Below are 26586 nucleotides of genomic sequence, written 5' to 3' on the forward strand. Positions count from 1 at the left end.
GTTACATCTTATAATAATCGCGGCTGACGAACAACTCCATGCGGCTGAGACTGTGGTTAATGTCGCCTATCCTCCAGGTATGGTATGCAATAATTCCGCGAAAAACAGCCTGTCCAAGGAGCAGCGAGTTCCTTAGGCAGGCTGTATTGTTGAAAACGTAAAATTAACGGGCATCATTCATAATGAACTGTACCGCATTGCTCCTGGTAGCCGGACTGGCGGGAACGATCTCTCTCCACGTGCGGCCATTGGCTTAAGAGTAATTAATGGCTGCCCTTCAAATACACCGGTTCAGAGCGGTTGCCTGCATAGTCCTCCATCACCACATACACAACATTGGCCGTTGAGCGGAAGCTTAGAGAGGCTTTGGTTGTCCGTCCCCGGACAATCATCGGCTTATTGCCGGAGCTGTAGGTGGTTGCAAAAGATTTCGCCACCCCATCCTCATAAACATACAGATACCGCCAGTCTCTGGTGTTCGGCATCGGCAAATTCAGCATGTCTTGATTCCAGGACCACGCTTCCGCATACGGCTCGGAGATCGTATCAATGAAATGTCCGCTCACCGAAACCGGATCAGCTGTGCCTGCCGTGACGGTGACGATGTAATCATCGCCGTTCACCGGCATCCCGGTGAATTCTGTTGAAGTGGAGCCTGCTGGAACAACGATGTGCTGCTGCACCGGCTCCGCAGTTGTAATCCAGTTCACGGACTGCACGCGGACGGTGATGTCCCCTGCTGCACCGCCTGAATTCGCCCAGCTTACAGCAAACTTCCCGTCTGCTTGGGAATTCACCTTCAGATTGGAGACTGCCGCATTCAGGTTAAAAGCCAGGCTGGCTGCTTCCCCTTCCCGTCCGTCCGCACCGACGGCCACAACTTTAAGTGTCCCGGATTTAGCCGGAAGGCGCTTAAGGTAGAACACCTCATCATATTTACCGCCCATATAGACATCATTGACATAGACATTGTATTGCTTAACCTTATTGTAGTCAGGGTCCAGTTTCCACTCTGCGACCATTTCTTTCGTATCGGGAAATGCATTAGCAATTGTAAGGCCAGCCGGAGCGGCAGGTTTTACGGCAGTACCGTCCGTTATCCGGATCTGACCGATATTCATCTGATAATTGTTCACAACCCCTTGGCCGGGATTAAAGACGAGTCCAAACGCGGCAACCGTCCGGCCTGCATAGGCGCTCAGATCCAGCTCCTTGGTGGCCCAGCCGCTGGTTTTACGGCCGCTGTCCGGAACCGGCACTTTGACCACAGTATTCGGATCATCTGCCAATATGATGCCCACCGCCATCGAAGATGAATTCGCACCCGCCGGCTTGTTGTAGCTAATGGACAGCTTGGAGCTTGTCTTCAGGCTGAGCTCTGTTTTGTATAAACGCAGGAAATTCTCTGCATTCAGATTTCCGTTCACCACCAGCGAGCTGCCGCCGTTAAACCCGCCGATCTGCTTATACATATAACGTTCCGTACCAGACAGGTTGTATTCGGGCCCATAGTCAAAATCCACAGTAAGCCTGTTGCCTGTAGTCTCCTGCCACCATTGCCAAGTGACGGGAATGTCCTGCAAGCTCATATTGGACCATTCCTCATTGTTGGAGACTGCACCGTTCACATAATACGACAACCCGTGCCCGGTATTGAAATTAGTATAAAAGTTATTGTCCTTAATAACCGAACGTTCTGCAATCACAGAAGAAATCCCCGGCCAATAGCGGTTGTCGGCATAGACATCCGAGACGGTGTTGGCGGCTGGCTTCGCGGTATTCTTGGGATTCACGTTGGGTCCCGACCACCACAGCTGCTCACGCAAATGCGTCATCCACTGGTAATCATTCTCCGATCTGCGGGAGACTGGATATGATTGCCCCATATCTTCATCGAGACCGGCATGTACAAAATCGGCCCCAAGCGTAGCGAGACTAAGTCTCGGCAGACCGCCCGCATCCAGCTTGGCCGCAAGTGCTGAACCATTAACCGACTTGAAACGGTCCCGGCCCGCCTCCAGGCCTGCATACCCCACATCATATAAGCTGTAGCTGGTGCCCAGGCTGCTATTCAGATTGGCCAAATAATTGTTGGCACCCGTAATCTGGGTGTTTCCGGCCCCATAATCGAAGAAAAAGGAATTGGATACCGGCTCCTTTGTGCTTTTATCGACCAGCATGGAGATGTTGGACTCATTCAACGTCCGTGCGAACGTGTTAGAGCCGGTAGTGGTATTCAGTGAATCGTACCATTGTACATACAGTCCGCCCTTTTGTAGCGCTTTCATAAATGCGGTGTATTCCGGAATATCTGCTACTGCAACATTCGGATTCATTTCCTCCTGATTGACAAAATAGCCGTCAAAGCCAAAATACTCTGCCATTTCAATCATTTTATCAGCTACAGGAAAATTTCCATTCTTATCCCGGACGATCATCTGCTTGTAGGTCTGCTGGCCGCGGTCATTGTTGGAAAAGAAAATGCCGGCCAGGGACATTACGCCATTTTTATGCGCTGCATCGGTATAGGTTGGATTGGGGATATTCAGCATCCCGAACTCAAACCATTTCTGCTGCCAGTCCTTCTGGGCCAGCTCATCATAATATTCCGGAGGGGTATAAGCGGTAGCCGTGCCATGCCAGTAAGAGTAATAATCGATATATTGCCAAAAGTTAAAGTGGTACTGCGCAAACTTGTTCGTATACGGGGCATTCTCAATAAATGCGTTGCCGTAGTCGCCAGCCACATTCATCATCCGGGTCTGCGGGCTGAGCGACGGATTCGCCTGGGTCGCAGCAAAAGGGGCGATCCGCTGCTGCAGCGGCACACGTGATCTAAGCAGTTCAGCATCCGGATCGGTCTGTGGACTCCAGTTGGCAATATGGCTGCTGGTATAACCATGAACATTGGGCTGGTTGGCACCAGGAGCACTGTCTCCTTGAAAAGGCCATGTGTCGCCGGCATACGCCGTTAAGGGAAGACCTGAAACTAACAAAGCAGCAGCCAACAATGCAGATGTCAGCTTAGGAAGTGATCGGGTACCGGTGGGAATATTCATCCTTCCATCCTCCTCGTCAATTGTGGTTTCGTCCTGCAAGTGTTGCCATCCCTCACCCCTTCTTTGCTTATTTGCTTTCCCACCCAATCTATCCCGGATCTTCGCTTACAAATAGTGGAGAAATTAAAGAAATGCTGGACTAATTAAAGTTAGCTGGGATTTTGAATTGATTCACGGATGCTTTTAGGAAGCTTTTTGACTACTAAATCATAGGAATGGTCGATCATGTAAAAAATATCCTGCTCCGGCACGGAACCGTCGAGGGTGACTGAGTTCCAGTGTTTCTTGTTCATATGGTACCCTGGCCGCACATTGTCATATTGCTCCCGCAAATTTGCGGCGATTACAGGATCACATTTTAGATTGATAATCATTTGGTTGGCTATATTCTCAAAAATAAGTGCAAACATTCTATTTTCGACTTTGATCACCAGTGAATCCAGCCCAAAGGGATGCGTTGGGACTGCCCCCTTCTTCTTCAAACCATATTCTATTATGTTTTCTTTCATATTTTTCATAGCAGCAACGTTCCTTTCCTGATATTTTCCCTCGTTTTAGCGGTTCCGGTTAATAATATAGTCCAATAAATGGTTCAGAAAAGATATTTTGCGGGGAACTGCATTTAGTGCCTCAACGGCATGGCAGTAGTGATCCCACATTTCGATTCTGGCGGCTTCCGGACCAAGGACGGACACAAAGGTCGAATTGTTATTTTCCACATCCATCCGCGTATTTTTGCCCAGCAGTTGATGGTCCCCTTCCAAGTCCAGCAGATCATCTTTGATCTGAAAAGCAATGCCTGCATGGTAGGCGAATTTCTTCAACGCTTCGATTTCAGCAGATTGTACCTCGGCCAGAATGGCCGGCATGACCAAAGAGGCTTCAAACGCCAACCCGGTTTTGTAAAAACACATCATATTCAATTGCTCCAGGGTCATTGCTTTTCCTTTGGAGTGCAAATCCATCGCCTGCCCCATACACATATCCTCTGCCTTTTCGGCCGAATATTGCATGAGAGCCAGCACAGTTACAGGATTGAAAGCCTGAAGCGACGCCTGTTCCTGAATCGCTTTTTGAATCAGATACAGGCCGGTTAGTTCCGCCGTAGCGCTGTTATGCACCTGATGTAAGGTTGGCCGTCCTCTGCGGGTGGGCGCATTATCCTGGGAGGGCAGATCATCGAAGATCAAGGATGCGGTATGCATAAATTCCAATGATCTCAGAAGCGGCTCAATCGCAGCTGCCTGCAGTCCATACACCTCAACACCCAGCACCCAGGTCAAAATAGGACGTATCCGCTTCCCGTCCCCCGTCAGACTATAATTCGCCGCCTCAATCAGTGATTCTTTCATCGGAGGGCTTCCGGCCGGCCTGGGAATCTTCAGCAGAGCGTTGATTTGATCCCGGACCGTGCGGATGGTCGTCTGAAACTTCTCTTTTTCCATCCGGTCGTTTTTCAATTGGGTATTGATCTGATCCCGGAGCAGCTTGTCGAAGAAATCCACATCGTCTGCTTTGCGGACCATAGCCTGGATGAGGCGGTTGAACTCCGGATTTCCGGAAGCAAAAATCTCCATGATTTCATTATACTGTTCTGTACCTACGCGTTCTTTGCAGCGTTTCAGTCCGTTGATTGCCCGGTCTATAATCACCTCAAGGGTCTTGGCATCGGAATGATATACATTATGGATCAAGTGGGAGATTACCGTCCAGTAGAGTTCATAGGGATTGATTAGATCGGGACGCTGCTCCCGGTATTTTAAATAATAGGTATAAGGCGTGACCGCCCCGTCCCTCATATCGTCATACATATCCGCAAAATCATCGGCCAGCTGGTTATAGATTCCATAAAAGAAGGTCCGCTCCTCAAAACCTTTATCCTCAGAAGCACTAATCACCGAACGGACAATTAACCTCGAAGAAGAAGATTTTAAAATGACAGGGATATACAGCTCTTCATTGGTGTACTTCGCATTAGCCAGATCCTTGTTACGGTCGGTGTCCTGGGAATGAAAAAACACATACGACTGTTCAAAAAAGGTCGCTTCGGTTTCGGGCTTCTGCAGGCTCTTGATATATTCAAAAGCAGTCCGCAGCTCTGTATGGACGTATTGAATAATTTCCATATGGACTCCAGGCCACTCGCTCAGCTCCGGTACATTTCCCGTCAGAAGTGCGGTGCGTATCATTGCGGAATATTGTTCTTTTTCGGGAGGCGTTAAGACTTGGGAATCCAGCAGATCGTCAATAAAAGGATAGGTCAAACCATAGGAATACCCGATCCGGATAGCTTCATCCAGTCTGCGGGTACGTTCAGCGGAAGTGGTCTGTTCATCCATTTCTTCTACCACATGCAGAATAACCCCGACGATGATTTTGATCAGCTTACGCTCGGCTTGGCCGGCATCCATTTCCTGCGGAAGATGGGAAGAGACATTCTTAAGTTTGTCTATCACCCAAATCGCGGCGCTTTCGATTCCTTCCTTCTGGGCCCAGCGGTAAAATCCGGCTAAGCTGGTCAATCCGGTCAATCCAGGTCGGTCCTCCCGCGCATTTGTGCCGGAATGCATCAAGTGTCTTTTCAGGTCAGTGACTACGCGCTGAATCCGGGTCTTGGTGCGGGGATCATCCAGCGCTTTGCCCAGGTCTCTCATGTAAATATAGGATACACTCCGATCCAAATAGTCATCCAGTTTGCCTGAATAGTTCAGCCATTCCAGGTACTTCTGATCACCCTGTGTACCCCCTGCTCTCTTTCCGCGTGTAAAAAAAGACAGCCATGACCGTTGATGGACATGGTTCTTCTTCCACAACTGAATATCTTTAGTCAATATAGGGACATAAGTTTTGTCCATGACCTGCCTATACAGGGCTGCAAAATACTGGGCTGCCTTATGCTCCGCCAAACGGTACACCGTATCGCCCTTCTCCGTAAAGTTCTTATTCATATGCATTCTTTACCTCTGCTCGAATTTTTGTTTTGGGCTTCATAATCATACCCCTTATACGCTCAAAAATCTTTTTGGTTACCTATCGGCAACGAAGTGAGGTAAATCGACCAGATGCATATGGACAGTATTAACCTGGCTCCTATTAAGCCTATCATGCTTCCATCCGTCTGCAAAAAAAGAAAGGCCCGGTTTAAAAACCAAGGCCTTTCCTTTTTAGTCAGAGAGCTTACCTGTTGTTTTCATTCAGAGGAAAGAGTAAACGGTTTTTCATAAATGCTGATTGCATACTCAGATTTCATTCCGGCTTGTTCATAGAGGCGGTATGCACCCGAAGGGTTGGCTGCATCGACACCCAGCGAAACAAGCATTTGCCCTGCGTGATAGGATGCCCCGAACAGGCACTGCAGCAGTGCCAGGGCAAGACCGCGCCCACGGAACGGCCGTCGTACGCCAATCTGCTCAATGAAGAGCAGGTCGTCGCGCATGCGGCTGAGCGCAAACCCCGCAACGTCTCCCTTCGAGTCCCGGGCGATCAACCACCAGCGTTCCTCAAAGGTAGGCAGCAGCGTCTTTTCGGCCCATTTCTCGAAAGGCGGCGCTGTAAAATCCCAGTGATCGGCAAACGACTCTACATAAGCCTCATATACGGCTTGTTCGTCCCGCCCCTTCATAAACGGCTCAAGGGTGAAACCTTCCGGCGGGATGGCCGGAGCCGGTTCGGTCTCCAGCCGGATTCCCATCCGCTTGAAATAACGGACCGGGGCATAGCCCTGTGCTTCAAACAGCCGGACAGCATCTTCGCATAACGTCGGGATCATACTTTGCAGACGCTTCGGGACACCCGTTGCATTCCGGAGTTCTGAGGCCCGCGCTTCTAACGCCTTAACGAGCGTCGCGCCTACGCCACGGCCGCGGGCAGCAGGCAGCACGCAGCCGTAGCTGAACAGCTTTTCTTCACTATCCTCCTCAAGAAAAGCATAACCGACTAATGCCGAGTCTCTGTCTTCAACGATCCAGACATTGTTGTCCAGATCGAAGCGGGACCACATGTCCAGAACGTCGTCGAGAACGATGTCAGGTGCTCCGAGGTCTTCGGTATCACAGGCTGCCACCAGGTCGCAAACCGCCTGAGCGTCATTTAATGAAGGGCGGCGTATGCGGAAGGTTGAATTCGTCATAGACCATACTCCTTAGGGGGGATCAAACTCCGGTTGCAGATTATTGACCCCTCTTTTTCTATAAAATGTATTACAATCATTTTAGCAGAAAAGGTTCTCCCTTCCCATTGAGTTATCGCTGCATACGCCGTCTGAGCATGGTCACATCAAAAGCAGGCACCCCGAACTTGCGGAAGCGCCTGCTTTTGATGTTGTCACCATTTATTGGGCTGTACCCCGGCCCTTTTCTATTCGCTCATAACTCAACTTCTGCCGCAGTAATACGGCCAGTTCTTCAGACGTGTCCCATACGATTGGTCGGATAGTCCCGGCATGTACATTCAGTTTATCTGCTGCGCTGTTGTTTACAGTCCAGATTACCGGGATGTTCAAGCCAAGGGCATATCCTGCCGCAAAATACACCTCAGGAGACTGTCCGGTTAAATCCGCAATAATAAGTCTGCTGTCCGCGATTAGCGCCAAAGTATCGTGATCACGGTTCTGTGTGTTGTCATGGGTAAGCAAGCGCGGCAGATAACCAAGCTGCTCAATTTTTGGCAAAAGCGTTTCCTGCCACTCCCTGCACAGCTCCTCTTTCTCGGCGGTCAGAATGAGACACGGCTTTAATTTTTTGCCTCCGGCGCTCGCCGCAGCCTCACTCCAGCCTTTATCGGTAAGCTTAAAGGTCATGCCTTCACGTATAAGCAGCTGCTCATTAATGAGCTTATCGATGATATATACCAGTTCCTGCAAATTGGGGGAATACGTCAGGTTATAGCTGCCAGAGAGCGGCTGAATAACAACAGGATCTCCTGCGCTCTCAGAATGCCTGTACAAATATTGCAGCAGACGGTTCCCTTTATCCTCAATCGTCACTGGAATTTTGGGGGAATTTGCGATGGTCTCTAAGTCGCTGAACGTTAGCGTAACCTTCTCTTCACAATCGGTCCGCTCCCGGATGTACCCTGAGATCAAATGGAGCATGTCGCGTTTCTTAGGATGCGGGAGTGAATTAATGGATTCATAGCTGTCCCTTAGCAGAATGTAGTACCCGCCGGGCGAACAAGAACAACCGAGATATCTATCGTAATCGCCCTCCGTTGCAATGGGGACAATCTCATCGCAGAACAAACAGTGTTTCTTCGTCATCACAACTCTTCACCTCTTATTCATTGCTACCCCCTACCTTAACAATTTTCGTGTGAAAAGTAGACAAGAAGATATTTCCTATAGTATCTCTAGATTTCTGTGCCGTTAAACTCAAATCGAGCAGCTCAACTGGATGATCCGGAATGCCAAGTATTTAGCATCTCTTGAGATTTTTGAGGATCGTCCATAAGCAAAGTCCGATACTTTGATTAATAACACTGGACTAACGTCCTGTTAGAGGAGGATCCCAAGCTACATTAAATATCGAACAATCCCCTTCGAATCAAGTTTGCGGTAACCGGCTGCTTACCCATTTCCCGCGACCAAATCGACAATTGGCCGAAATGGTGGATCTCATGGGCGAGAACATGTCGCATAATCTCCCCATATCTGAAGCTCTCCCATTCGCCCGTTGCGTTCTGGTCGGATAAAATGCGAGTTTCCATGCTGCTATCCCAAGTGTAGATGAATGGAGCGATTTCAGCATGGCAACGCGCGGAATAATCTCTTATCTTTTGCATACCGATATAGTCCTCGAACGGTGGCTCTTCAGGCATCGGCTTTCCTTGCAATGCGCTTATCCAACTGTACTCGCACTCTACAATGTGAAACAGCGTATAGAAAATGCTGCCCGGACCGCCTGTGCGTCTCTTTATCAGCTCTGTCTCGTCCACCGAGTCGCACCAGTCAAACCATTCTTTGCGTACTTGCCAGTTATACTCGAATAACTTCAACATGGGAGCAGCCTCCTCCTATAACTTTGATATTTCTACCTTCAATAAGTATTCCTGAAATTATCGCATTATCCTGCTCGTTAGCTTAACGATACCTGCCGCATATTAAAAGGCCAAACACAAAGCGTTTCCCCGAAAGCCCGCCATCTAATGGTGCCGCGAAGGAGCGGCATGAATGTCTATTGCACTTTGTGCAGCAGATGCCCTCTAAATCAGCCGAAAAACCGGTTCTATTGCACTCTATACAACAGAACTCGCTGAAAAAGCGGCCTTTTATCGAAAATCCAAAAATCTATTGCACCGAATACAGCAGAACACGGTCATTCGCAGAATATCGAGCGTTCTATTGCACAGAATGCAATCAGGCAGCAAATTTGCTACAAAATATCTCATAGGAGTTACCGGATATGAACACAACAGATTTCAAGCTCAAGCCTGAGCTTGAAATCATTTAATCAAATCCGATTCCTGCGCTCCGGTCATGACCGAAACAATGCTTTTCCGAAGCTGCTCTGCGTTTTGTGCCTGATACGGGTCAGCATTGTAAATAACAGCATCGGCGATATAACCTTCGGCGATACGCCCCAACGCATTGCCGCTGCCGAGAATTCCGGCAGCACTCTCTGTGGCAGACTTCCACACTTCTGCCCGGGTCAGCCCATACTCCATTAAGGTATCGAGTTCCTGCAGGTTGTACCCGTGCAGCGCAGGTGTGGCATAATCCGTGCCGAATCCTATGCGGACGCCTGCCTTTTTGGCGAAGCTGATGGCTTTTGCGTGGGCTTCGGCAGCACGCGCAGCCCGGTCGCAAATTACCGGGTTCAGTCCCAGCACACCCTTCGGATCTGCTGCAATGCGGTAGATCGAGGTTGTCGGCACAAAAGCTACTCCAGATTCGGCAAGTCTCCCGGCCTGCTCCGCACTCAGGAACATCCCATGCTCGATGGATTCCACACCGGCCTGGATGGACCAGTCTATCGTCACTCCGCCCCAGGTATGTACCAGAACCTTTTTATGATGCTCATGAGCATGGCGGACGATGAAGGCAAACTCCTCTTCCGAAAAATTCGGATCGATTACCTTCTCGGGAGGTGCGCCTAGGCCGCCTGTAGCCATGATTTTGATCCACTCTGCCCCGGTATCGAAAATTTGCGCCATCCGCCCGCGCAAATGCTGAATACCCCGGGCATTGGCTGCCCCCAGCATATCGCTGCTGGTCTGCACCCGCAGAGGGTGCTGATAATGCTGGACAAGATGCCGGATGGTGCTGGGCAGAATCCCGCCAGCATCACGTGCCGTTGTAACACCCGTCAGCAAAGTAGCTGCAAACGCGTCAGCCTGCATCGCTTCGATCTCACGGCTGTCGCGTTTCAACTGATCGTCATGGTCAAAGTCGGTCCAGGCCAAATGCGTGTGAAGATCAATGATCCCCGGAGTTATCCATAACTGCTGATCGGGGTGAACAGGCTCCTCTAACTGCGGCTCCAGCTCAACAATCGATGAGAAACGCCCGTCTTGGACTATAATATCGAACCGTTTGCTCTGAACATCTGCGATATAAATACCGCTAAAGGTCTGAAGTGCGGGCCGTTTATGGATGATGCTCATTCCCCCCACACCTCCCGGACAGCCTGCAAGGCCTCCCCAGGTTCTTGCTCTAATAATTGGGCCAGAGCCGCTATGGCTTTCTCTACACTATTCCGGGATGCATTTGCCCCAAAATGATTGATCCGCAAAAGCTGGCCGAATAGCTCGCCGTCCCCGGGTGCAACAATACCGATCGGCTGATTAATCTGTAAGCCCTCTTTCCCGTTGATCCGGACCGTTGTAGTCAGTGTAGAATAATGTCTGAAGTCCTTCTGCCACGGATCAAGACCCAATGCTGTGATCCCGGCTACAGCAGAGGCGGCGGCGCGTTCATGGCGCTTGATAACCTGCTGCAATCCCTCTTCCTCCACCTGTGTCAGAGCCGCGATCAGTGCTCTGGCCTCGAGGGTGGGAATGTTGGGTGGAACCCGCAGCGGCGCGGCCCCATCCGGGGACGGTTTCAAATCCAGCAAAGACAGAATGGAGTTGCGGGGAGCTGCAGGATTGGACTCCAGAAATTCCCAGCCACGCGGTGAAATGCTCACCGCACTGACGCCGTTAGGCCCAGCCAAGGCTTTTTGTGCACCGATCACCGCAAAGTCTACTCCCCATTCATCCACATTCAGCGCTTCTCCCCCGACTGCTGAGACAGAGTCCGAGACGGTAATAAGCTTGTATTTCTGTGCAAGCTTAAATATGTCTTGAGCGGGATTTGAGCCGCCGGTAACCACTTCAGCGTGAACGAAGGATAACGCATCCGGCTGGTACTGTTCAATCGCCGATGCAATCACGCCGGTTGTTGCGACTTCGTCAAATGGCACTTTAACCTCTACAACCGCTGACCCGCCCCGCTCCAGCCATTGTCCAAATAATCTCCCGTATGGGCCTGTCACCACATTTACAAAAGTACGGCCAGGCGCAGCTATCCCGGCAGCAACGGCTTCAATACCCAAAATCGCCTCACCCGGGATAATGACCGGGGGATGTTGTGTGTACAAGAGTTTGGAGAGCAAACCGGTAAGTGTATGGAACTCTGCCAGTGACAACGGCACAAATCCTTTATGTTCTGGGTTCATAATAACCTCCTGCTGTAGTGGTGTTCGGCATTTTGGGAACCGCGGACAACAGCTCTCGGCTGTAATCATGTTCCGGGCGGGTAAAGAATTGGTCCTTGGCGCTCTTCTCAACAAGCTTGCCCTGCCGCATAACGGCTACCGTATCGCTGATGGCATGAATAACTCCCAGATCATGGGAGATGAACAGCATGGTAAGATTAAGTTCGGTTGTGAGCGTCTTGAACAGTTCAAGCACACTAAGCTGTACGGACACATCGAGCGCACTCGTCGGTTCATCCGCAATCAGCAGGCTGGGCTCCACACTTAATGCACGGGCAATTGCAATCCGTTGACGTTGTCCGCCGGAGAATTCGTGAGGGAACCTGTCCAGAGCCTTCGCCTCCAGGTGAACACGGGCCAAAAGCTCTTTGCATCTCTGCTCCACCTGCTGCCGGGGTACAATCTTATGAAACAACAGCGCTTCGGCGAGAATCTGCCGGATGGAATGCTTGGGATTCAGTGAAGCATCCGGATTCTGAAAGATCATCTGGATCTTTTTATGCTGCTCCCGGCTTCTCTTCTTCAGCAATTCCTGAGATCCCAGCAGAATCTTCCCTTCGTCTGGAGCGATCAGCCCGGCTATAACCCGCGCCAGCGTAGATTTCCCTGAACCCGACTCCCCAACAAGCCCGAGGGTAGTATGCTCCTCCAGATTCAGGCTGATATTATCCAGCGCAGTGAATCCCCCATACCGGACCGTTAAATTTTGAACTTGCAGCGTGCTACCCATTCATTCTGCCCCCTTCCAGCTCCGGCAATGGAAGCACTGAATCAATCAGCATTTGCGTATAAGGATCTGACGGATGCTGCAAAAGATCAAGCGTATCTCCGTGCTCCACAATCTCCCCCGCCTTCATCACATATAGTCTGGAGCACAGGTTGGCGGCAATCGCCAGGTTATGGGTGACAAAGACCATGGCGAACCCGAGTTCCTGCTGCAGGCTGGTGATCGTCTCAATAATTTGCCGCTGAACGGTTACATCCAGCGCCGTTGTCGGTTCATCACAGAGCAGGATGCCTGGTTTGCAGGCCAGCGCCATGGCAATGACGATCCGCTGACACTGGCCGCCCGAGAGCTGGCTGGGATACCGGTCAGACCTCTGTAGAGAGTCAGGCAAGCCGAGCCTTTCGAGCAGCTCCAGCGCGATCATGCGTGAAGCCTTCCGGCTTACCTGCTGTCTGTAATACACCACTTCCGCCAGCTGTTTCACCACCGGACAGAGCGGGTCAAGCGCACCTCTCGGGTCCTGAAACACCATCGCGCTCCTTGCCCCGCTCTTAATGACGCCCCCCGTCTGTGTCACACCGCGCGGCAGCAGCCCAAGAATGGCCCGCAGCGTGAGCGATTTGCCGGAACCCGACTCCCCTACCAATCCCAGAGTCTCCCCTTTTCCAAGCGAAAAGCTGACATTATGGACTAATGCCTCATTAGACTTTGCCGCCAGCGACAGTGCCTCTATTTCCAAAACCGGATGTGTAGACATCATTTTTTCCTCCAAATATCGGCCAATCCATCCCCAACCAGAGATAATGCAATCCCTGTATATACTACTGCGAATCCGGGCACTGCCGAGAGCCACCAGGCTGTCGTAATGAAGGGTTGTCCATCTGAGATCATGGTTCCCCAGTCCGGAGTGGGCGGTGTTATGCCTATCCCGAGATAACCGAGTGTAACAATGGCGACAAGCAGACCGACCATATCGGTCATCAGAACGACCACCGCTTGAGGCAGCACATTGGGCAGCAGATGACGCAGGATAATTCTTACGCCGGGAAGTCCCAAAGTCTGCGCAGATGCAACCCACTCCTGCTTGCGGAATGAAGCGCTAAGGCCTCTGACGACACGGGCAAACACGATCCATCCGACCAGCATAAAAGTGATATAAATGCCCCGTTCTCCCGCTCCGCTGGCAAAGGCCACGATAATGACAATCAGATAAAAGGGAAAGGCAATAAATGTGTCTGTCAGCAATGAAATAGCGGCATCGAGCCATTTTCCATAATACCCTGCCAGCATTCCAAGAAATACACCTGTGCAGAAGGGGATGATCTCCGCCAAAACCATGATTTTCAAATCTGTACGCGCAGCATAGATCAGTCTAGTAAACAAATCACGCCCCAGCTGATCTGTTCCCAGCCAATGTGCTGCCGACGGAGGCTGCAAAAAAGCGCTCAGATTCTGCTCAGTAGGCGAATAAGGACTTAAGTACGGGATGAATACAGCCAGAATAATCAGTACGGCAAACATAATGCTTCCCACAAGCAGTGAAGGTGTATTCCATATTCGTTTCAAGCGGTTAGCGGTTCTGCCGCCCTCATGTAAGTGTGGATCTAATTGTATATAGTTCATTGTTTTCCTTTCGTTCTGGGATCAAGCCACCAGGAAATGATTTCAATCACTAGACTGATGATCACCACTGAAAGTGCACAGTACAGGGCTATGCCTTGAATAACCGGAAAATCCCGCTTAGAAATGGAGGTGAACAACAGGCTGCCAATGCCCTTGATGCCATACACCTGCTCAACAACCAGTGTACCGCCAATCAGATAAGATATATTGACTCCAAGCAGCATCAGGGTGGGAAGCGCCGAGTTGCGCAGCACATGCTTAAACAGAATAACCCTGTTCGGGATTCCGGCAGCCCTTAGGGTCACTACAAAATCGGATTCCAGCACTTCAAGCATTTGCGCTCTTAACGACCGGACAAGGGTCGGGATTTGTGAAAAAGCGACGGTTACCGCCGGAAGCGCAAGACTGTGCAGGGTTCCGCTCCATCCTTCTCCTGCACCGCCAACCGGAAACCAGCCCAGCCGGACACTGAAGAGCAGAATCAAAAGAAGGCCAACCCAAAAGATTGGCATACCCAGAGTGATGGCAGGAATTATACGGATCAAATGATCGAGCAGCTTATCCTTATGCGTGGCTGCAAGCGTAGCAAGCAGAAGCGCTATGATGATTGCCAGCACACAAGCCAGCAGAATGAGCAGCAATGTAATGGGTGCTCGCTGTGCAATCAATTCTCTGGCCGAGGTCCCCGTAATGATGGAATTTCCAGTATCCCCTTGGGTAAAGAGTGTGTTCATAAAACGGAGGAATTGATCCCATAAAGGGAGGTCAAGCCCGAGAGCATGATGCATGCTCTCGAGCGCCTCAGGTGTGCTGTATTCTCCTAAAATCATTTTTGCGGGGTCTCCCGGCACAATGCGGATGATGAAAAAGACCGCTGTCATCACGCAAAGGATCACGGCCAATGCTCTCACAAGGGCTATGAGTAGCCACTTGTGAGAAGCATTGCCGTCCGTCCGCTCCGTTGGCGCCAGCTTGAATTTCATCATTTGCTGATGCTAACCGCTTCTAGGCGCACGCTGCCGTTAGGCAGAACAACCAGGCCTTGAACGGACGAACGGGAACCGATCAAGATATCAGGATAGTACAGCGGAATGTACGGTACTTCATCGGCCAGGGTCTGCAGCAGCTTGGAGTAGATCTCTGCACGGCCATCACCATCCGCTGTTTTTTGTCCTTCATGAAGGAGCTTGGTTACTTCATCGTTAGTATAGTGGGTCCAGTACGATTTGCTGAAGCCTTCAGGGTCCGTCTGGAAAGCAAGGATCGAGTTCGCTTCCGGAGAGTCGGCTTGGCCGCTGTTCAGCATTGCTGCGAAATCGTAAGCGAAGAATCGTTCACGGAAAGCGGCCAATTCAACCGATTCAATCTCAATCTTGATGCCAATATTCTGGCCCGCTGCCTGGATAATCTGCGCCTCTTGCGCTCTTGTGCTGTTGCCGGAAGCTACCAGCAATTTCGTGCTGAACCCGTCAGGGAAGGCAGATTTGGCAAGCTCTGCTTTGGCTTCATCCACATTGAAATTCAGTGACTTGATCGTGTCATTAGCATTATATGGAATCGTTACCGGCAGCAAGGAATTTGCCGTCTTCGCATAACCAAAGGTAAGCGCCTTGGTCAACCCGTCACGATCCAGTGCCAGAGCCAGGGCACGGCGGACGTGGACATCCTTGAAATGCTCGTCCAGTGTATTGAAGAACAGCTGCTCCGTTACCCAGCTGCCATTCGTCAGTACGGCAGTGTCAGTACCATTTTTGATTTCATTGGCATTTTGCAGCGCCAGGGATTCAATCGCGTTTACTTCGCCCGCTTTTAACTGGTTGATGGCCTGGCTGTCGTCTTCGATCAGCTTGTACACAAGCTTGTCGATATACGGTTTGCCTTCCTGCCAATAGTTCGGATTCTTGGTAAACGTCAGATCGCCTGCCGGGTCCCAAGACTCCACAACGAAGGGTCCGGTACCTACCGGTTTTTTGAAAAACTCTGCTTCGGCCACTCCGCCGAAATTGTTCGGAAGAATGCCGTTGGAGAAGTTGGACAGCTCTGAGATAAACGGTGTGTATGGCTCTTTAAGCGTAATGACCAGCGTTTGCTTATCCTGCGCTTTGACGGTAGCAACCTTAGCTGATATCTCCAGCGGACCGCCCACCTTCAGATGACGATTCAGTGAAAATACTGCATCTTCAGCCGTTACATCTGTACCGTTCGAGAACTTCAACCCATCGCGGAGTACGAACGTGTACGTCAAGCCGTCTTCACTGATGCTGTGTGACTTGGCAAGCCAGTCCACAATTTCGCCTTTGCTGTCAAAAGCAACCAGAGACTCAAACACTTTATCAATCGCAAACGCGTTGTTCGACGTAATTTCATTATGCAGATCGAACGAGGTTACCGCCGCAGGCCGTCCATATACAAAAGTTCCTCCTGTTGCCGGTTCCGCCGCAGCGGCACTCTGAACCGGTGCCGGACTGGCACTTTCCTGGGCAGTATTCGCTGGATCAGCTTTGTTGCCCGACCCGGAGCATCCTGCAAGCAATACTAAAAACAGGATTGCCAATGTCCCTAACCCCATCGGTTTTCTAAATACTTTTTTTGAATTTGACACGTAGGACCCACTCCTTCATATAAATCATATGTGTTTAGTATGGATTGAATTATGGATTACTCGACCTTATCTGTCAAACAAAAAATCATATCCAGACTCATTGTTGTTCTAATTTATCCAGTACAGGAAATGAATTCGCTTCAATTCTGTTTTTCCGCAGTCAGCTTCCCTTCTTCTATATTTTCCAGCAAGGAAGGTTCTCCCAAAAGCAGGGAAATTTCATGCAGCACACCATGCTGATTATTGCTCACCGTATGATAATTGACTATAGCCTTGACTTCGGGCGAAGCGTTCTCCATCGCGTAACTGTATTTGCACAGCTTCAGCATCTCAATATCATTGCTGCTGTCTCCAAACGCTGCACATTCATCCGGCCGGACACCATAGCGCTTCAGCAGGCGTTCAAGCCCCGAGGCCTTATGGCAGCCAGGGATGATCAGATCAATACACTGGTGTCCACTGGTCACCGGGTCTACGACTCCCTTCAATTCTTCCATCAACAGGGGCAGATATTTATCAACCCCGCCAGCAGCCAAGTCAGGAGTAATTAAGGAAAATTTGAAAATCTGGTCTTTGACCTGCCCAAATGTGCTTACCTTCTCCAGCCTCGGATAATAACGGCACATGAGCTCATAGAATTCATTGCTGGCGCTCTCGAGAACATACGCTCCATTCACTCCGCACATGACGGCAGAAATCTCCTCATATTGACCCAGCTTCTCCACGATTAGCTTCACCTGATCCGGTGCAATCTCACCGGTAAACAATACTTCGGTCCCATCGATGACATAGGCGCCGTTCTCCGCAACATATGCGAGCTCATCCTGGATATCTTCAAAAATCGTTTTCAGCTTATAGTACTGGTTCCCGCTCGCCACCACAAAATGGACACCTTTAGCCTTCATTACTGCATATAGCTGTTTGAACCATTTCTGATGGTAGTTCTTTTTATCGTCTAAAAATGTACCGTCCATATCGACTGCAATTAACTTGATGTTCATCGTAAGTTCTCCCCATATCTATTTATATTGTCTCCCCTTTACTGTAAATTGTGAAATGCATTTCATGTCAAGCGGGGGCCAGTTACCATCACAAAAAAGCGAGCCGCCCAAATTCAGTGAGCCTCCCGCGTATTATCATTTATCCTATAGATTCGCATTTACCTTGAGCAGCAATTTCATTAGCGTCTCCGCTTCCTCAGCCGTAAGGCCATCGGTGATGCTTTTTTCCACTTCTGCAAAAATCTCATTGAACTCTTCCACCAGAACCGCTGCTTTGTCCAACAGGTATATTTTTTTCTGCCGTTCGTTTTCTTTCGGGATCACGCGTTTGATATACCCTTTTTTCTCCAGGCCTTGAAGCATGCTGGTGATGCTGGCTTCCTTGCGGTTGAAATGCTCCGCCAGATCTTTTTGAATCAGGCCCTTGTCCTCATGCTCTGCAATGTAGCCGATCATTTGTCCCTGCTGTGCATTAAGACCCAGTTCAGCTAATCTGTCATCAGCGTCTTTTTTCTTTTTCAGCCCGATTTCCCGGATCAGATCTGAAAATGGCGTGTTCGACATTCGTTTAGTCATACAGCTGCTCCTTTACTAAAAATAAAGTTAGATATCTAATTATATGAGAATCATACACTTCATCAATCTAACAGTCAACTTCGTATTTACTAATGATTCCATAAATATTATTTTTTGAATTTATTTTATTAATTGTGATTTTAATCACAGTTGATGAGAAACTCTGTAAATATAATGTAAATACTATAATTACATTTTTTGCTATATCTACAAAATTTTTTGGTAGATTAAGAATGTAGCTATAAGTCTCACGAAAAACGAAAGGGGTTGTGTCCGCTCTTCTACTTTACATCACAGATCGCAGCTTGAGTAGGCCAGATAAAAAATGTCTGCAGGAACTCGGCAAGGTTAAAACCAACTTTTTAGATCGGAGGAGTATTTATTATGAAAAAAAGTTTAGCTTCCCTTCTTTCTGGCATTGTAGCGTTAGGTTCATTTGCATCCGTTGGTATGGCAGCCGAGAGCACTGAGCGTAATCAACCCGCAGAGCTGTTCGCAGGTTCTTCCCCTATTTCAATTACAGGCCAGTCGTCGAAAGCACCAGCGGGAGATGGTTCAGAGGAACAGGTATACAATTATCTGGAAAGCGTCAAAGGCAATCTGCATCTGTCCTCCAAGGATAATATCCGCGGAAGATTCCAAATTAAGGAGCAGCAGACCAACAGCAAAACAGGCAGCCAGCACTACCGGCTAAGCCAATATATTAATGGAATACCGGTGTATGGAGCGGATCAGACCATTCATATCGACAAAAGCGGCAACGTCACTTCCCTGCTTGGAACTGTAGTTGAAGATGTATACCAGTCCATCCCGCAGCCGCTTATTCAGCTCAAAACCATCTCCGGCGCCGAAGCCGTCTCCGCTGCCGAAACAGATGCTGCACAGCAGTATGGTCCTCTTGGCGAAGCGCAAATTGCGCCTAAAGCGGATTTGTATTATTTTATTGTGGCTGGTGAACCGAAACTGACTTACAAGACAGAAGTTAATGTGCTCGAACCCGAGCCGCTGCGAATCCGGTACTTCATCTCTGCAGAAGACGGAAGCGTGCTGTTCAAATACAATATACTGGAAGATCTGACTGGTACGGGTACAGGGGTTAACGGCGATACTAAGACTTTCGAGACGCGGCTTTCCGGCTCGACCTATCAGCTGTATGACAACACACGGGGTAAAGGCATCGTTACTTACACAGCCAAGAACCGGACCTCTCTTCCGGGAAGTTTGCTGACCAGTTCTACAAATGTATGGTCGGATAGAGCTGGTGTCGATGCCCATACGTATGCGGAAAGAACCTACGATTATTATCTCCAGCACTTTGGGCGCAACAGCTTAGACAACAAAGGGCTGCAGATCCGTTCCACTGTCCACTATTACACTTCCTATAACAACGCATTCTGGAATGGTTCACAGATTGTTTTTGGTGATGGGGACGGGACTATATTTACTCTTTTATCCGGGGACTTGGATGTTGTGGGACATGAGCTTACACATGGCGTGACCGAGAACACAGCCAATCTTGAATACTACGGCGAACCGGGAGCTCTAAATGAATCCTTCTCTGACATCATCGGAAACTCCATCGAAGGGGATAACTGGCTGATAGGTGACAAGGTCTATACACCGGGTGTACCAGGTGACGCTCTGCGTTCACTGGCCAATCCAACGCTCTATGGACAGCCTGACAAATACAGCGACCGGTATACCGGTTCCGACGATAACGGCGGTGTGCATACGAACAGCGGCATCAATAACAAGGCTTTTTATCTGGTTGCCCAGGGCGGTACATTCAACGGAGTGACAGTAGCGGGAATTGGCCGCGAGGATGCTGTTCAGATCTATTACAATGCACTGGTCTATTACCTTTCCACCTATTCTGATTTCTCCGCTGCCCGCGAAGCAGTCATCCAGTCTGCAACTGAGCTGTTTGGAGCAGGCTCGGCTCAGGTTACGGCTGTGACTCAAGCGTATAATGCGGTTGGGGTGTATTAAACGCTAAAAGAACAGGCCAAATGATCAGAAATGATCACTGGCCTGTTTTATTTTTTTAAATACTGAAGCTTTTCCAGCAGGAATCCAGCAGCCCCCGGATGGCTGCTTCGTCCATCGTCAGATCATGGTTCAGCGAGGCTTTGACGGTATATACGATAGATCCGTAATGCATTTGTACCATGAATTTAGGCTCCATAGCCCGGAACAGCTTCGCTTCGATGGCTTCCTGGTATACTTTTTCCAGCGAAAGACACCAGCCTTCCTTATACGCCGTTTTTTTCACTTCATCATAGATATAAGGTGAAAAGGAATATTGCTCAATGAACTGAAAGCCGTGCGGGTACTTCAGAGATACCCGGATCAGATTCTCCCAGGCCCGCTCCAGCCGCGTACGAATCGGCTCATCTGTGAAAAAACCCTCCAGCACCACCTGGCCGTTGAAGCTGACGATGCCTTTGTACAGCTCATTGATAATGGCTTCCTTGCTCTCAAAGTAATGATAAATGCTACCCGTTGAGATCCCGGATTTCTTGGCAATCAAAGACATGGATGTAGCCTGGAGCTCCTTCTCGATAATCAGCGCCAGCGTAGTTTCAAGTACCGCTTTCTGTACCTTGTTGTACTTATCGAACAAAAGGCTTACCTCCTAATTATAAGATGAACGTCTCGTTAGACAGAACATTCATTCTAATTTAAGGCATGACCTTCCCCTTGTCAAGCAGTTTACTTGTAACCCTGCGCGATAGCCTCCAGATATTGCTCGATGGGTACCGAATTCCGCATTGCGAGCAGACGATTTCCGTCTTCCCCAATGACAGTACGGAACCTGCTGCTCTCTCCTGTCGCCAGCGCTGCTATCGCATCAACAATGGTCTGCGGATCATCGAGACGGCTGCTGTCTGCATGCTGCATCATTCCTGAAACTTTGCCGATCATTTCATCGTAGACGTCCACATTTGGGTCCCTGTTCCATACCATATTATTCTGGAAGTTGTTGCCGGTCGACCCGCCCTGTTCAATCAGCCGGAGTTCAATATTCTGGGGCTTCAGCTCATAATACAGCCCTTCAATCAAACCTTCCAGCGCAAATTTGGACATGTTATATAATGACCCCAGCGGTACTGCTGTAGTCACACCCATGAACGAGCTGATATTAATGAACATCCCTCCGCCGTTTGCTCTGAAATGGGGAACAAACTTGCGGATGATGTTAATCGGACCCCGCGTATTTACAGCAAACTGCCAGTCGATATCCTTTTCTTCAGCAAGCTCCAGCGGCCCGTAGGTACCCATTCCCGCATTGTTGACCACCACATCAATCCGGCCGAAAGCGGCGATCGCCTGATCTGCAGCCGATTGAACCTGATCCACCTTCGTTACATCCAGCTTGAACAGCTTCACATTCTCATACTGCTGAAGCTCCTTTTTCTGTTCCGGTGTACGCATTGTCGCAGCTACATTCCAACCCAGCCTGGCAAAATGTATTGCAGTCAGCCGTCCCAATCCGGTGCTTGTTCCAGTAATAAAAATTGTCTTATTAGCCATTATAACATCCTCCTCAATCATTAGATCGAATGATCATTCTAAATTAGTGCAAAAAAAATATCGCTCACTAGAACGATCATTCTATCCCATTATGCCCATTCCGGGGATTTCTGTCAAGCAGTCTTCGGCAGCCAGACTAAAAGCAGCCTCTTTATGATCAAAATGCCATCTGCACCGATCCATCCGCATAGATATCAACCCGCTGGGTGCAGAGCAGCATGCCAAGCCCGTTGGCTGTGCCTTTTTCTCTCAAATCTTTTTGCCGGCGCTCCCAGAACTCCCTGTCATGAATAATATCATAGAGATAGTATTTCTCAGAATTGGCTGCATCCATTTCTTCAACGAAGATAAAATTGTCTCCAAACAGACTTCGGAACCAGGAAGCAGCCTCTTCCCGGGAGGTAAACGCAGGCAGGTCTTCCGCAAAACGCTCCTGTAAATATCTCTGTTTCAGTCTGCCAATCCTAACGTAATATTCTTCAAGCGTTTCCGGAGTAATCATATCCAAGCCCCCTCTGGTTCATCCAAAACTTTTGAACAAAATATCACGTTTGCAACCGGAGGGATATGACATTCTTCATTAAAGAGAGTATTGATAAGCTATACAGGATCGGGTATGTTAATAGAAAAGAGGGAGGGTATGTCCTTGGAAAACACAGATTGGATCTCCATCACCGCACTGGTTCTTGCTATGCTGTTATTGCTCAGGGTATTTAGCCTCAATAGACGCATCAAAGATTTGGAGTCACAGCTTGAGCGGATCGACAGCCGTTCAGTAATGGGCGGAGGGATAATAACACCGGGGATAGATGCTCCGACACCCCAGTATATACAGAACATGGAGGTTGCACCCGATCTGGAGCGCAGGCTGCACCTGCTGCTGGCCGAAGGCAAGAAAATTCAGGCCATTAAGGTACTGCGTGAAGCACGGGATTTATCCCTGAAGGATGCCAAGAATTATGTGGATCGTATGGAACAAGGCAGATGAACCTTTTTATGATTCCAGGTAGTTTTTACGTCTGCTTACTGCAGAATTCAACTCTACTATAAATAAGCTTAAGACCCTTTCCTTGGGTACAAAAAAAACCACACCCTATGCTGAGTATGGTTTGTACTAAAATATGCTTCTGGATAAATACTACTTCATTCGTGATCAGGATTCAGTTTGGATACTATTAATCCAAGTTAAATATCTTTCTTAACAAAAACCCGTAGCGAGATTAGATAAGAGCAGTAAATAAAGAATAGATAGGCCATACCGCCGATAGCCCACAATAGGATATTGTCTGTGGTTGCCGAGTTTATCCAGTCAAACAGTCCGGGAAATTTTTTGTTTACACTGGGAATTGCTGGGTAGCCTATCATGACCAGCATCATGAAGATCATATTTACAATTTGCATCCCTTTTTGTCCCAGCCAGTAATATAGCGGAAAATAAAACGAAGCAAGAAGCGGGAAGCACGCGATGACGAGCAATAATTCTCTCCAGGCAATCGGTTCAATGGTTCGCCCTGTTGCAACCCCGGCCAGATAAATAAGCAGCGTACAGGTCAGACTGATAGCAGCATACGGCAGCAGACTCAAATATTTGGCCAGCACGAGTTGATGACGCGGTAGCGGAAGACTGACAAGGAAGCGCTGGTTATTATGCTGCACATCCAGGGAGCAGGCGTTCATCAGCATCAGCATGGATGGGAACAGTGCAGACACTATGTAAGATTCCAGATTAGAATAACCTATGACCATGTAAAAGAGAAGAAGAAGCAAAAGATATTTGCGTGTCAGGATAAAGTCCTTGCGGATCAGGTAGAACGAGCTATACATGAGCTTCACTTCCTTTTACCGTAAAATACATAATCTCCTCCAGCGTAGGCATCTCGCAAATGGCGGTATCCTTGAAATAGCGCTCCCCTTCCACCCTGTTGCCGATCAGCCCTTCAAAACCCACACCAGTCTCCCGGATGCCGATGAACATGTGCCGGACGTCCCGGTCGAGCAGTTCCCTTCCGCCTTTAACCAGCAGGTACTTCTCTGTGAGCGTCTCCCTCATCTCGTTAAAGACAAGCCGCCCCTCATTAATAAATACAATATAATCTGCAATCCGGTCCAGATCCGAGGTGTTATGTGTGGAGAACACAATCGACTTCTTCTCATCCTGGATGTGCTCACTGAGCAGCTCCAGCAGCTCCCTGCGGAAAATCGGGTCCAGCCCTGAAGTGGGCTCATCCATAATCAGCAGATCCGCTCCATGTGACAGGGCAACCGCAAGCGAGAACTTGATTTTCATTCCTTTGGACAGATCCTTGATCTTCTTGCCGGGCGGAAGCTTGAATTTCTCCTGGTACTTCAGGTAAGTCTTCTCATCCCAGCGTGTATAAAATGGGGCGATGACCCGTTTCATATCTTTGACCGTGAGGTGCTCGTAATAGATATTTTCATCTGAAACATAGCCTATCCGATCCTTGTTCGCCGCCTGCTGCTGCAGATGGTTCTTCCCGAACAGCTGAATGTCACCCTGGTCCGGATAGACCATGCCCATAATCATTTTGATCAGGCTGGTTTTGCCCGCCCCATTCGGGCCGATCAGTCCCGTAATATACCCCTCCTTGATACCTAGCGAAATATCGCGCAGTGCAAAACGGTCATAGCTTTTGCTTAAGCCCTGCAGCTTAATGACGTCGCTCATTCTTTTTCCTCCTCATAGAGCAGTTTAAGCATTTCCGCAAGCTCGGTATATTCCATTCCCAAAAGCCTGCTCTCGTCGATAATCTCTTTCAGCTTCCCCTCCATAATCCGCAGCCGTTGTTCCCGGATGAATTCCTGATCTGCCCCGGATACGAACGATCCCTTGCCGACGACAGAGTTAATGAGGCCTTCCCGTTCGAGCTCCTCATACGCACGTTTGGTGGTGATGACGCTGATTTGCAGATCTTTGGCCAGCTGGCGGATGGAAGGCAACGGTGTTCCGGAGACCAGTTCACCCTGGAGAATCAGTTGGCGGACCTGTCCTGCTATCTGCGCATAGATCGGCTCGCCGGAAGTACTAGAGATCAAAATATTCATGTTGCGGCATCAGCACCTTCTGTACTTACTGTATTTAATGTATATGTGTAATATATACACTATTCATTTGCTTGTCAAGATTTCCACTGCCATCAGAAATAAAGGATTAGACTGACCTTAGAAATTAAAACAGCGACAGCAAAGGACGAGAAAATAAGGTCCCAGACTGTCGCTGTTTCATTGAACGAATGTTCTCCGTAGCGTAATCATCATTGATTTAACCATACCATAATGAACTAAATCTTCGTACATACCGGACTCTAAGATTTGTTTAGGCAAATTGTCTTCTGGCTTCATCCCAATTTTCTGCATAACCTTGTAAGCCTCAAAACCAAATTTAACTATCTTTTGTGCTGCTTCAGTCACATAACCTTACCCCCAAAAAGGACGGCCTAGCCAATAGCCTAGCTCAGCTTGATTTACACTTTTTCAAACACGTAAGCTTACGCACCCAATAAGCATTACTTGTTCGTTAGGAGCATCAATAATTTATTTTACACTTGGTTTACTGAAATAATTCTACCCTTCAATTTAATGCAAAATAAACGCAGCTACCGGGATTACAAGCTGTTCCTCGTTTCATTGAACTGTGTAGTGTTCTCGTGCAAAAAGGTAGATGGCCTAATATATCTTCTCTCGTATTATAGGTTGAACCACTTTTGAAATCATATTTTTGTCTCTAGTTTATTTAACTCAATGTTTACCCCTCTGTTCTCGATATAGAATCCCTTTTGATTATTCCACTCTTTTATTTGTACAAAAGCTTCCTTAGCCTTTTCATATTGACCTATCTCCATTAAATAGAATGCTATAGAATAACGGGCATCGATCATCTCAGAATCAATTTCAATTGCCTTGTTCCAATGTTCTAAAGCTTTATCGAACTCGCTAAGATGTTTATAGGTATCACCTGCATATACGTGCAGTATTGCATCATTCGGAAAAATAGAAAGTCCTTTTTGTGCGATTTTTATTGCATTTACATTATCACTAGCACATTTGTATGCTGCCACTAACGATGAATAATTCATAGGGTCATTCGGTTCTTGCTCCAGGAGTGAAACATGCCGATTTATACTCTCTTCATGTCTACCCAGCCGAGAAAGAAAAAGTATATATTGTCTTTGGTTTTTATAAAACGATACATCTTTTTGTTTTTTACCTTCCTCGTTCGCTTGTACGTAAAATGATTCTGCTAATTTCAAGTAGTGCTGTGAACGTAAATCATTTAAATAAGCATAACTCCCTAAATCTGTCGCTGCAGCGTTCTTCTCTGAAATAAGTTTAGTATATTCCTTGTTTGCTAATTCAAAAGTTTCAGAATTATTAATGTCGCTTTCGTATTTCGACATAAGTCGCTCTGCTTTATTACGATAAGCTGGCATGCTAGGTTTAAAAAGATCATCAATTGTTACGCTAAAATAATCTGCTATTTCTGGTAACACTGCAATATCCGGAACCGTAGTACCGCACTCCCATTTACTTACCGCTTGAAAGGTTAACCCGAGTGAATCAGCAAGTTGTTGTTGTGTAATATTTCTTTCATCACGCAACTTCCTGATATTTTGACCAACCGGTATAATATTCATCTTGTCATCCTCCAACCAAGAAATATTGAAACAGCGCTGTTTCCACTTTTATTATATTAAGGATTCATTTTGGAAACTATAACCGCCTAGGATAGCCGAACTCGCTTTAGAGTTGAGTT

General features: G+C 48.4%; 25 protein-coding genes. 2 read left to right on the forward strand and 23 right to left on the reverse strand.

Going from position 1 to position 26586, the window contains the following annotated elements; all coding sequences use genetic code 11:
- Positions 1–263 precede the first annotated feature (263 nt).
- The 15 genes from BLQ82_RS09045 to BLQ82_RS09115 form a co-directional block, all read right to left on the reverse strand.
- Entirely contained in the window at positions 264–3059 is a 2796-nt protein-coding gene (locus BLQ82_RS09045) for an endo-beta-N-acetylglucosaminidase (protein ID WP_062528215.1), read from the reverse strand.
- A gap of 149 nt (positions 3060–3208) precedes the next feature.
- Positions 3209–3568, reverse strand: a complete 360-nt coding sequence (locus BLQ82_RS09050) for an MmcQ/YjbR family DNA-binding protein (protein ID WP_062528567.1) — start codon at positions 3566–3568, stop codon at positions 3209–3211.
- Between the two features lie 45 nt (positions 3569–3613).
- Positions 3614–6007 (reverse strand): polyprenyl synthetase family protein, encoded by a 2394-nt coding sequence (locus BLQ82_RS09055; RefSeq protein WP_062528566.1) that lies wholly within the window; start codon positions 6005–6007, stop codon positions 3614–3616.
- 242 nt (positions 6008–6249) lie between these two features.
- Entirely contained in the window at positions 6250–7188 is a 939-nt protein-coding gene (locus BLQ82_RS09060; RefSeq protein WP_062528214.1) for a GNAT family N-acetyltransferase, read from the reverse strand.
- A gap of 201 nt (positions 7189–7389) precedes the next feature.
- Positions 7390–8316, reverse strand: a complete 927-nt coding sequence (locus BLQ82_RS09065) for a hypothetical protein (RefSeq protein WP_062528213.1) — start codon at positions 8314–8316, stop codon at positions 7390–7392.
- Positions 8317–8573: 257 nt separating this feature from the next.
- Complete coding sequence (locus tag BLQ82_RS09070) at positions 8574–9053, reverse strand: DinB family protein (RefSeq protein WP_062528212.1); 480 nt, start codon at positions 9051–9053, stop codon at positions 8574–8576.
- Between the two features lie 444 nt (positions 9054–9497).
- Positions 9498–10658, reverse strand: a complete 1161-nt coding sequence (locus BLQ82_RS09075) for an amidohydrolase family protein (RefSeq protein WP_244280735.1) — start codon at positions 10656–10658, stop codon at positions 9498–9500.
- Positions 10655–11713, reverse strand: a complete 1059-nt coding sequence (locus BLQ82_RS09080) for a pyridoxal-phosphate-dependent aminotransferase family protein (protein ID WP_062528211.1) — start codon at positions 11711–11713, stop codon at positions 10655–10657. Before BLQ82_RS09080 ends, BLQ82_RS09075 begins: the two co-directional genes overlap by 4 nt.
- Positions 11697–12482 (reverse strand): ABC transporter ATP-binding protein, encoded by a 786-nt coding sequence (locus BLQ82_RS09085; protein ID WP_062528210.1) that lies wholly within the window; start codon positions 12480–12482, stop codon positions 11697–11699. Before BLQ82_RS09085 ends, BLQ82_RS09080 begins: the two co-directional genes overlap by 17 nt.
- Positions 12475–13239 (reverse strand): ABC transporter ATP-binding protein, encoded by a 765-nt coding sequence (locus tag BLQ82_RS09090; protein WP_244280736.1) that lies wholly within the window; start codon positions 13237–13239, stop codon positions 12475–12477. Before BLQ82_RS09090 ends, BLQ82_RS09085 begins: the two co-directional genes overlap by 8 nt.
- Positions 13236–14045, reverse strand: coding sequence for an ABC transporter permease (locus BLQ82_RS09095; RefSeq protein WP_244280737.1), 810 nt, complete (start codon positions 14043–14045; stop codon positions 13236–13238). Before BLQ82_RS09095 ends, BLQ82_RS09090 begins: the two co-directional genes overlap by 4 nt.
- A gap of 53 nt (positions 14046–14098) precedes the next feature.
- Positions 14099–15088, reverse strand: a complete 990-nt coding sequence (locus tag BLQ82_RS09100; protein WP_244280738.1) for an ABC transporter permease — start codon at positions 15086–15088, stop codon at positions 14099–14101.
- Positions 15085–16704, reverse strand: a complete 1620-nt coding sequence (locus BLQ82_RS09105; protein WP_244280739.1) for an ABC transporter substrate-binding protein — start codon at positions 16702–16704, stop codon at positions 15085–15087. Before BLQ82_RS09105 ends, BLQ82_RS09100 begins: the two co-directional genes overlap by 4 nt.
- Positions 16705–16844: 140 nt before the next feature.
- Positions 16845–17705 (reverse strand): Cof-type HAD-IIB family hydrolase, encoded by an 861-nt coding sequence (locus tag BLQ82_RS09110; protein ID WP_074648066.1) that lies wholly within the window; start codon positions 17703–17705, stop codon positions 16845–16847.
- Positions 17706–17849: 144 nt separating this feature from the next.
- On the reverse strand, positions 17850–18281 hold the full coding sequence (locus BLQ82_RS09115; protein WP_143013386.1) for a MarR family winged helix-turn-helix transcriptional regulator: 432 nt from the start codon (positions 18279–18281) through the stop codon (positions 17850–17852).
- A 384-nt stretch (positions 18282–18665) separates the two neighbouring features.
- Here BLQ82_RS09115 and BLQ82_RS09120 point away from each other — a divergent pair, with 384 nt between their 5' ends.
- Positions 18666–20270, forward strand: coding sequence for a M4 family metallopeptidase (locus BLQ82_RS09120; RefSeq protein WP_062528206.1), 1605 nt, complete (start codon positions 18666–18668; stop codon positions 20268–20270).
- A 55-nt stretch (positions 20271–20325) separates the two neighbouring features.
- Here BLQ82_RS09120 and BLQ82_RS09125 read toward each other — a convergent pair whose 3' ends face one another.
- The 3 genes from BLQ82_RS09125 to BLQ82_RS09135 all read right to left on the reverse strand — a co-directional run bounded on the left by BLQ82_RS09125 (position 20326) and on the right by BLQ82_RS09135 (position 22317).
- On the reverse strand, positions 20326–20904 hold the full coding sequence (locus BLQ82_RS09125) for a TetR/AcrR family transcriptional regulator (protein WP_062528205.1): 579 nt from the start codon (positions 20902–20904) through the stop codon (positions 20326–20328).
- 89 nt (positions 20905–20993) lie between these two features.
- A complete protein-coding gene (locus BLQ82_RS09130) occupies positions 20994–21815 on the reverse strand; it encodes an SDR family oxidoreductase (RefSeq protein WP_062528204.1) in 822 nt (273 codons plus the stop codon).
- Positions 21816–21972: 157 nt separating this feature from the next.
- On the reverse strand, positions 21973–22317 hold the full coding sequence (locus BLQ82_RS09135; protein WP_062528203.1) for a hypothetical protein: 345 nt from the start codon (positions 22315–22317) through the stop codon (positions 21973–21975).
- Positions 22318–22461: 144 nt separating this feature from the next.
- On the opposite strand from BLQ82_RS09135, the gene BLQ82_RS09140 reads away from it, so the two are divergent.
- Complete coding sequence (locus BLQ82_RS09140; RefSeq protein WP_074648081.1) at positions 22462–22803, forward strand: ribosomal protein L7/L12; 342 nt, start codon at positions 22462–22464, stop codon at positions 22801–22803.
- Between the two features lie 197 nt (positions 22804–23000).
- On the opposite strand, the gene BLQ82_RS09145 is transcribed toward BLQ82_RS09140, so the two are convergent.
- The 5 genes from BLQ82_RS09145 to BLQ82_RS09165 all read right to left on the reverse strand — a co-directional run bounded on the left by BLQ82_RS09145 (position 23001) and on the right by BLQ82_RS09165 (position 26467).
- Positions 23001–23639 (reverse strand): ABC-2 transporter permease, encoded by a 639-nt coding sequence (locus BLQ82_RS09145; RefSeq protein WP_062528201.1) that lies wholly within the window; start codon positions 23637–23639, stop codon positions 23001–23003.
- Entirely contained in the window at positions 23632–24501 is an 870-nt protein-coding gene (locus tag BLQ82_RS09150; RefSeq protein ID WP_062528200.1) for an ABC transporter ATP-binding protein, read from the reverse strand. Before BLQ82_RS09150 ends, BLQ82_RS09145 begins: the two co-directional genes overlap by 8 nt.
- Positions 24498–24878 carry a GntR family transcriptional regulator gene (locus tag BLQ82_RS09155; RefSeq protein WP_062528199.1) on the reverse strand — a complete coding sequence of 127 codons (381 nt, stop codon included), beginning with the start codon at positions 24876–24878 and terminating at the stop codon, positions 24498–24500. Before BLQ82_RS09155 ends, BLQ82_RS09150 begins: the two co-directional genes overlap by 4 nt.
- Before the next feature lie 177 nt (positions 24879–25055).
- Entirely contained in the window at positions 25056–25244 is a 189-nt protein-coding gene (locus BLQ82_RS32355; protein WP_062528198.1) for a GNAT family N-acetyltransferase, read from the reverse strand.
- A gap of 299 nt (positions 25245–25543) precedes the next feature.
- Positions 25544–26467: a helix-turn-helix domain-containing protein gene (locus tag BLQ82_RS09165; protein WP_062528197.1), complete on the reverse strand. Its 924-nt coding sequence runs from the start codon at positions 26465–26467 to the stop codon at positions 25544–25546.
- Between the last annotated feature and the right edge of the window lie 119 nt (positions 26468–26586).

The organism is Paenibacillus jilunlii (genome assembly GCF_900102965.1).
GTDB classification, from domain to species: domain Bacteria; phylum Bacillota; class Bacilli; order Paenibacillales; family Paenibacillaceae; genus Paenibacillus_AQ; species Paenibacillus_AQ jilunlii.

What these genes read in the sequence shown, in the direction of transcription:
- BLQ82_RS09145 (WP_062528201.1), bottom strand. Translation starts at nt 23,639, where the DNA reads ATGTATAGCTCGTTCTACCTGATCCGCAAGGACTTTATCCTGACACGC.
- BLQ82_RS09110 (WP_074648066.1), bottom strand. Translation starts at nt 17,705, where the DNA reads ATGAACATCAAGTTAATTGCAGTCGATATGGACGGTACATTTTTAGAC.
- BLQ82_RS09120 (WP_062528206.1), top strand. Translation starts at nt 18,666, where the DNA reads ATGAAAAAAAGTTTAGCTTCCCTTCTTTCTGGCATTGTAGCGTTAGGT.
- BLQ82_RS09115 (WP_143013386.1), bottom strand. Translation starts at nt 18,281, where the DNA reads ATGACTAAACGAATGTCGAACACGCCATTTTCAGATCTGATCCGGGAA.
- BLQ82_RS09070 (WP_062528212.1), bottom strand. Translation starts at nt 9,053, where the DNA reads ATGTTGAAGTTATTCGAGTATAACTGGCAAGTACGCAAAGAATGGTTT.
- BLQ82_RS09135 (WP_062528203.1), bottom strand. Translation starts at nt 22,317, where the DNA reads ATGATTACTCCGGAAACGCTTGAAGAATATTACGTTAGGATTGGCAGA.
- BLQ82_RS09075 (WP_244280735.1), bottom strand. Translation starts at nt 10,658, where the DNA reads ATGAGCATCATCCATAAACGGCCCGCACTTCAGACCTTTAGCGGTATT.
- BLQ82_RS09130 (WP_062528204.1), bottom strand. Translation starts at nt 21,815, where the DNA reads ATGGCTAATAAGACAATTTTTATTACTGGAACAAGCACCGGATTGGGA.
- BLQ82_RS09065 (WP_062528213.1), bottom strand. Translation starts at nt 8,316, where the DNA reads ATGACGAAGAAACACTGTTTGTTCTGCGATGAGATTGTCCCCATTGCA.
- BLQ82_RS09100 (WP_244280738.1), bottom strand. Translation starts at nt 15,088, where the DNA reads ATGATGAAATTCAAGCTGGCGCCAACGGAGCGGACGGACGGCAATGCT.
- BLQ82_RS09085 (WP_062528210.1), bottom strand. Translation starts at nt 12,482, where the DNA reads ATGGGTAGCACGCTGCAAGTTCAAAATTTAACGGTCCGGTATGGGGGA.
- BLQ82_RS09055 (WP_062528566.1), bottom strand. Translation starts at nt 6,007, where the DNA reads ATGAATAAGAACTTTACGGAGAAGGGCGATACGGTGTACCGTTTGGCG.
- BLQ82_RS09165 (WP_062528197.1), bottom strand. Translation starts at nt 26,467, where the DNA reads ATGAATATTATACCGGTTGGTCAAAATATCAGGAAGTTGCGTGATGAA.
- BLQ82_RS09150 (WP_062528200.1), bottom strand. Translation starts at nt 24,501, where the DNA reads ATGAGCGACGTCATTAAGCTGCAGGGCTTAAGCAAAAGCTATGACCGT.
- BLQ82_RS09060 (WP_062528214.1), bottom strand. Translation starts at nt 7,188, where the DNA reads ATGACGAATTCAACCTTCCGCATACGCCGCCCTTCATTAAATGACGCT.
- BLQ82_RS09080 (WP_062528211.1), bottom strand. Translation starts at nt 11,713, where the DNA reads ATGAACCCAGAACATAAAGGATTTGTGCCGTTGTCACTGGCAGAGTTC.
- BLQ82_RS09045 (WP_062528215.1), bottom strand. Translation starts at nt 3,059, where the DNA reads ATGAATATTCCCACCGGTACCCGATCACTTCCTAAGCTGACATCTGCA.
- BLQ82_RS09050 (WP_062528567.1), bottom strand. Translation starts at nt 3,568, where the DNA reads ATGAAAGAAAACATAATAGAATATGGTTTGAAGAAGAAGGGGGCAGTC.
- BLQ82_RS09155 (WP_062528199.1), bottom strand. Translation starts at nt 24,878, where the DNA reads ATGAATATTTTGATCTCTAGTACTTCCGGCGAGCCGATCTATGCGCAG.
- BLQ82_RS09090 (WP_244280736.1), bottom strand. Translation starts at nt 13,239, where the DNA reads ATGATGTCTACACATCCGGTTTTGGAAATAGAGGCACTGTCGCTGGCG.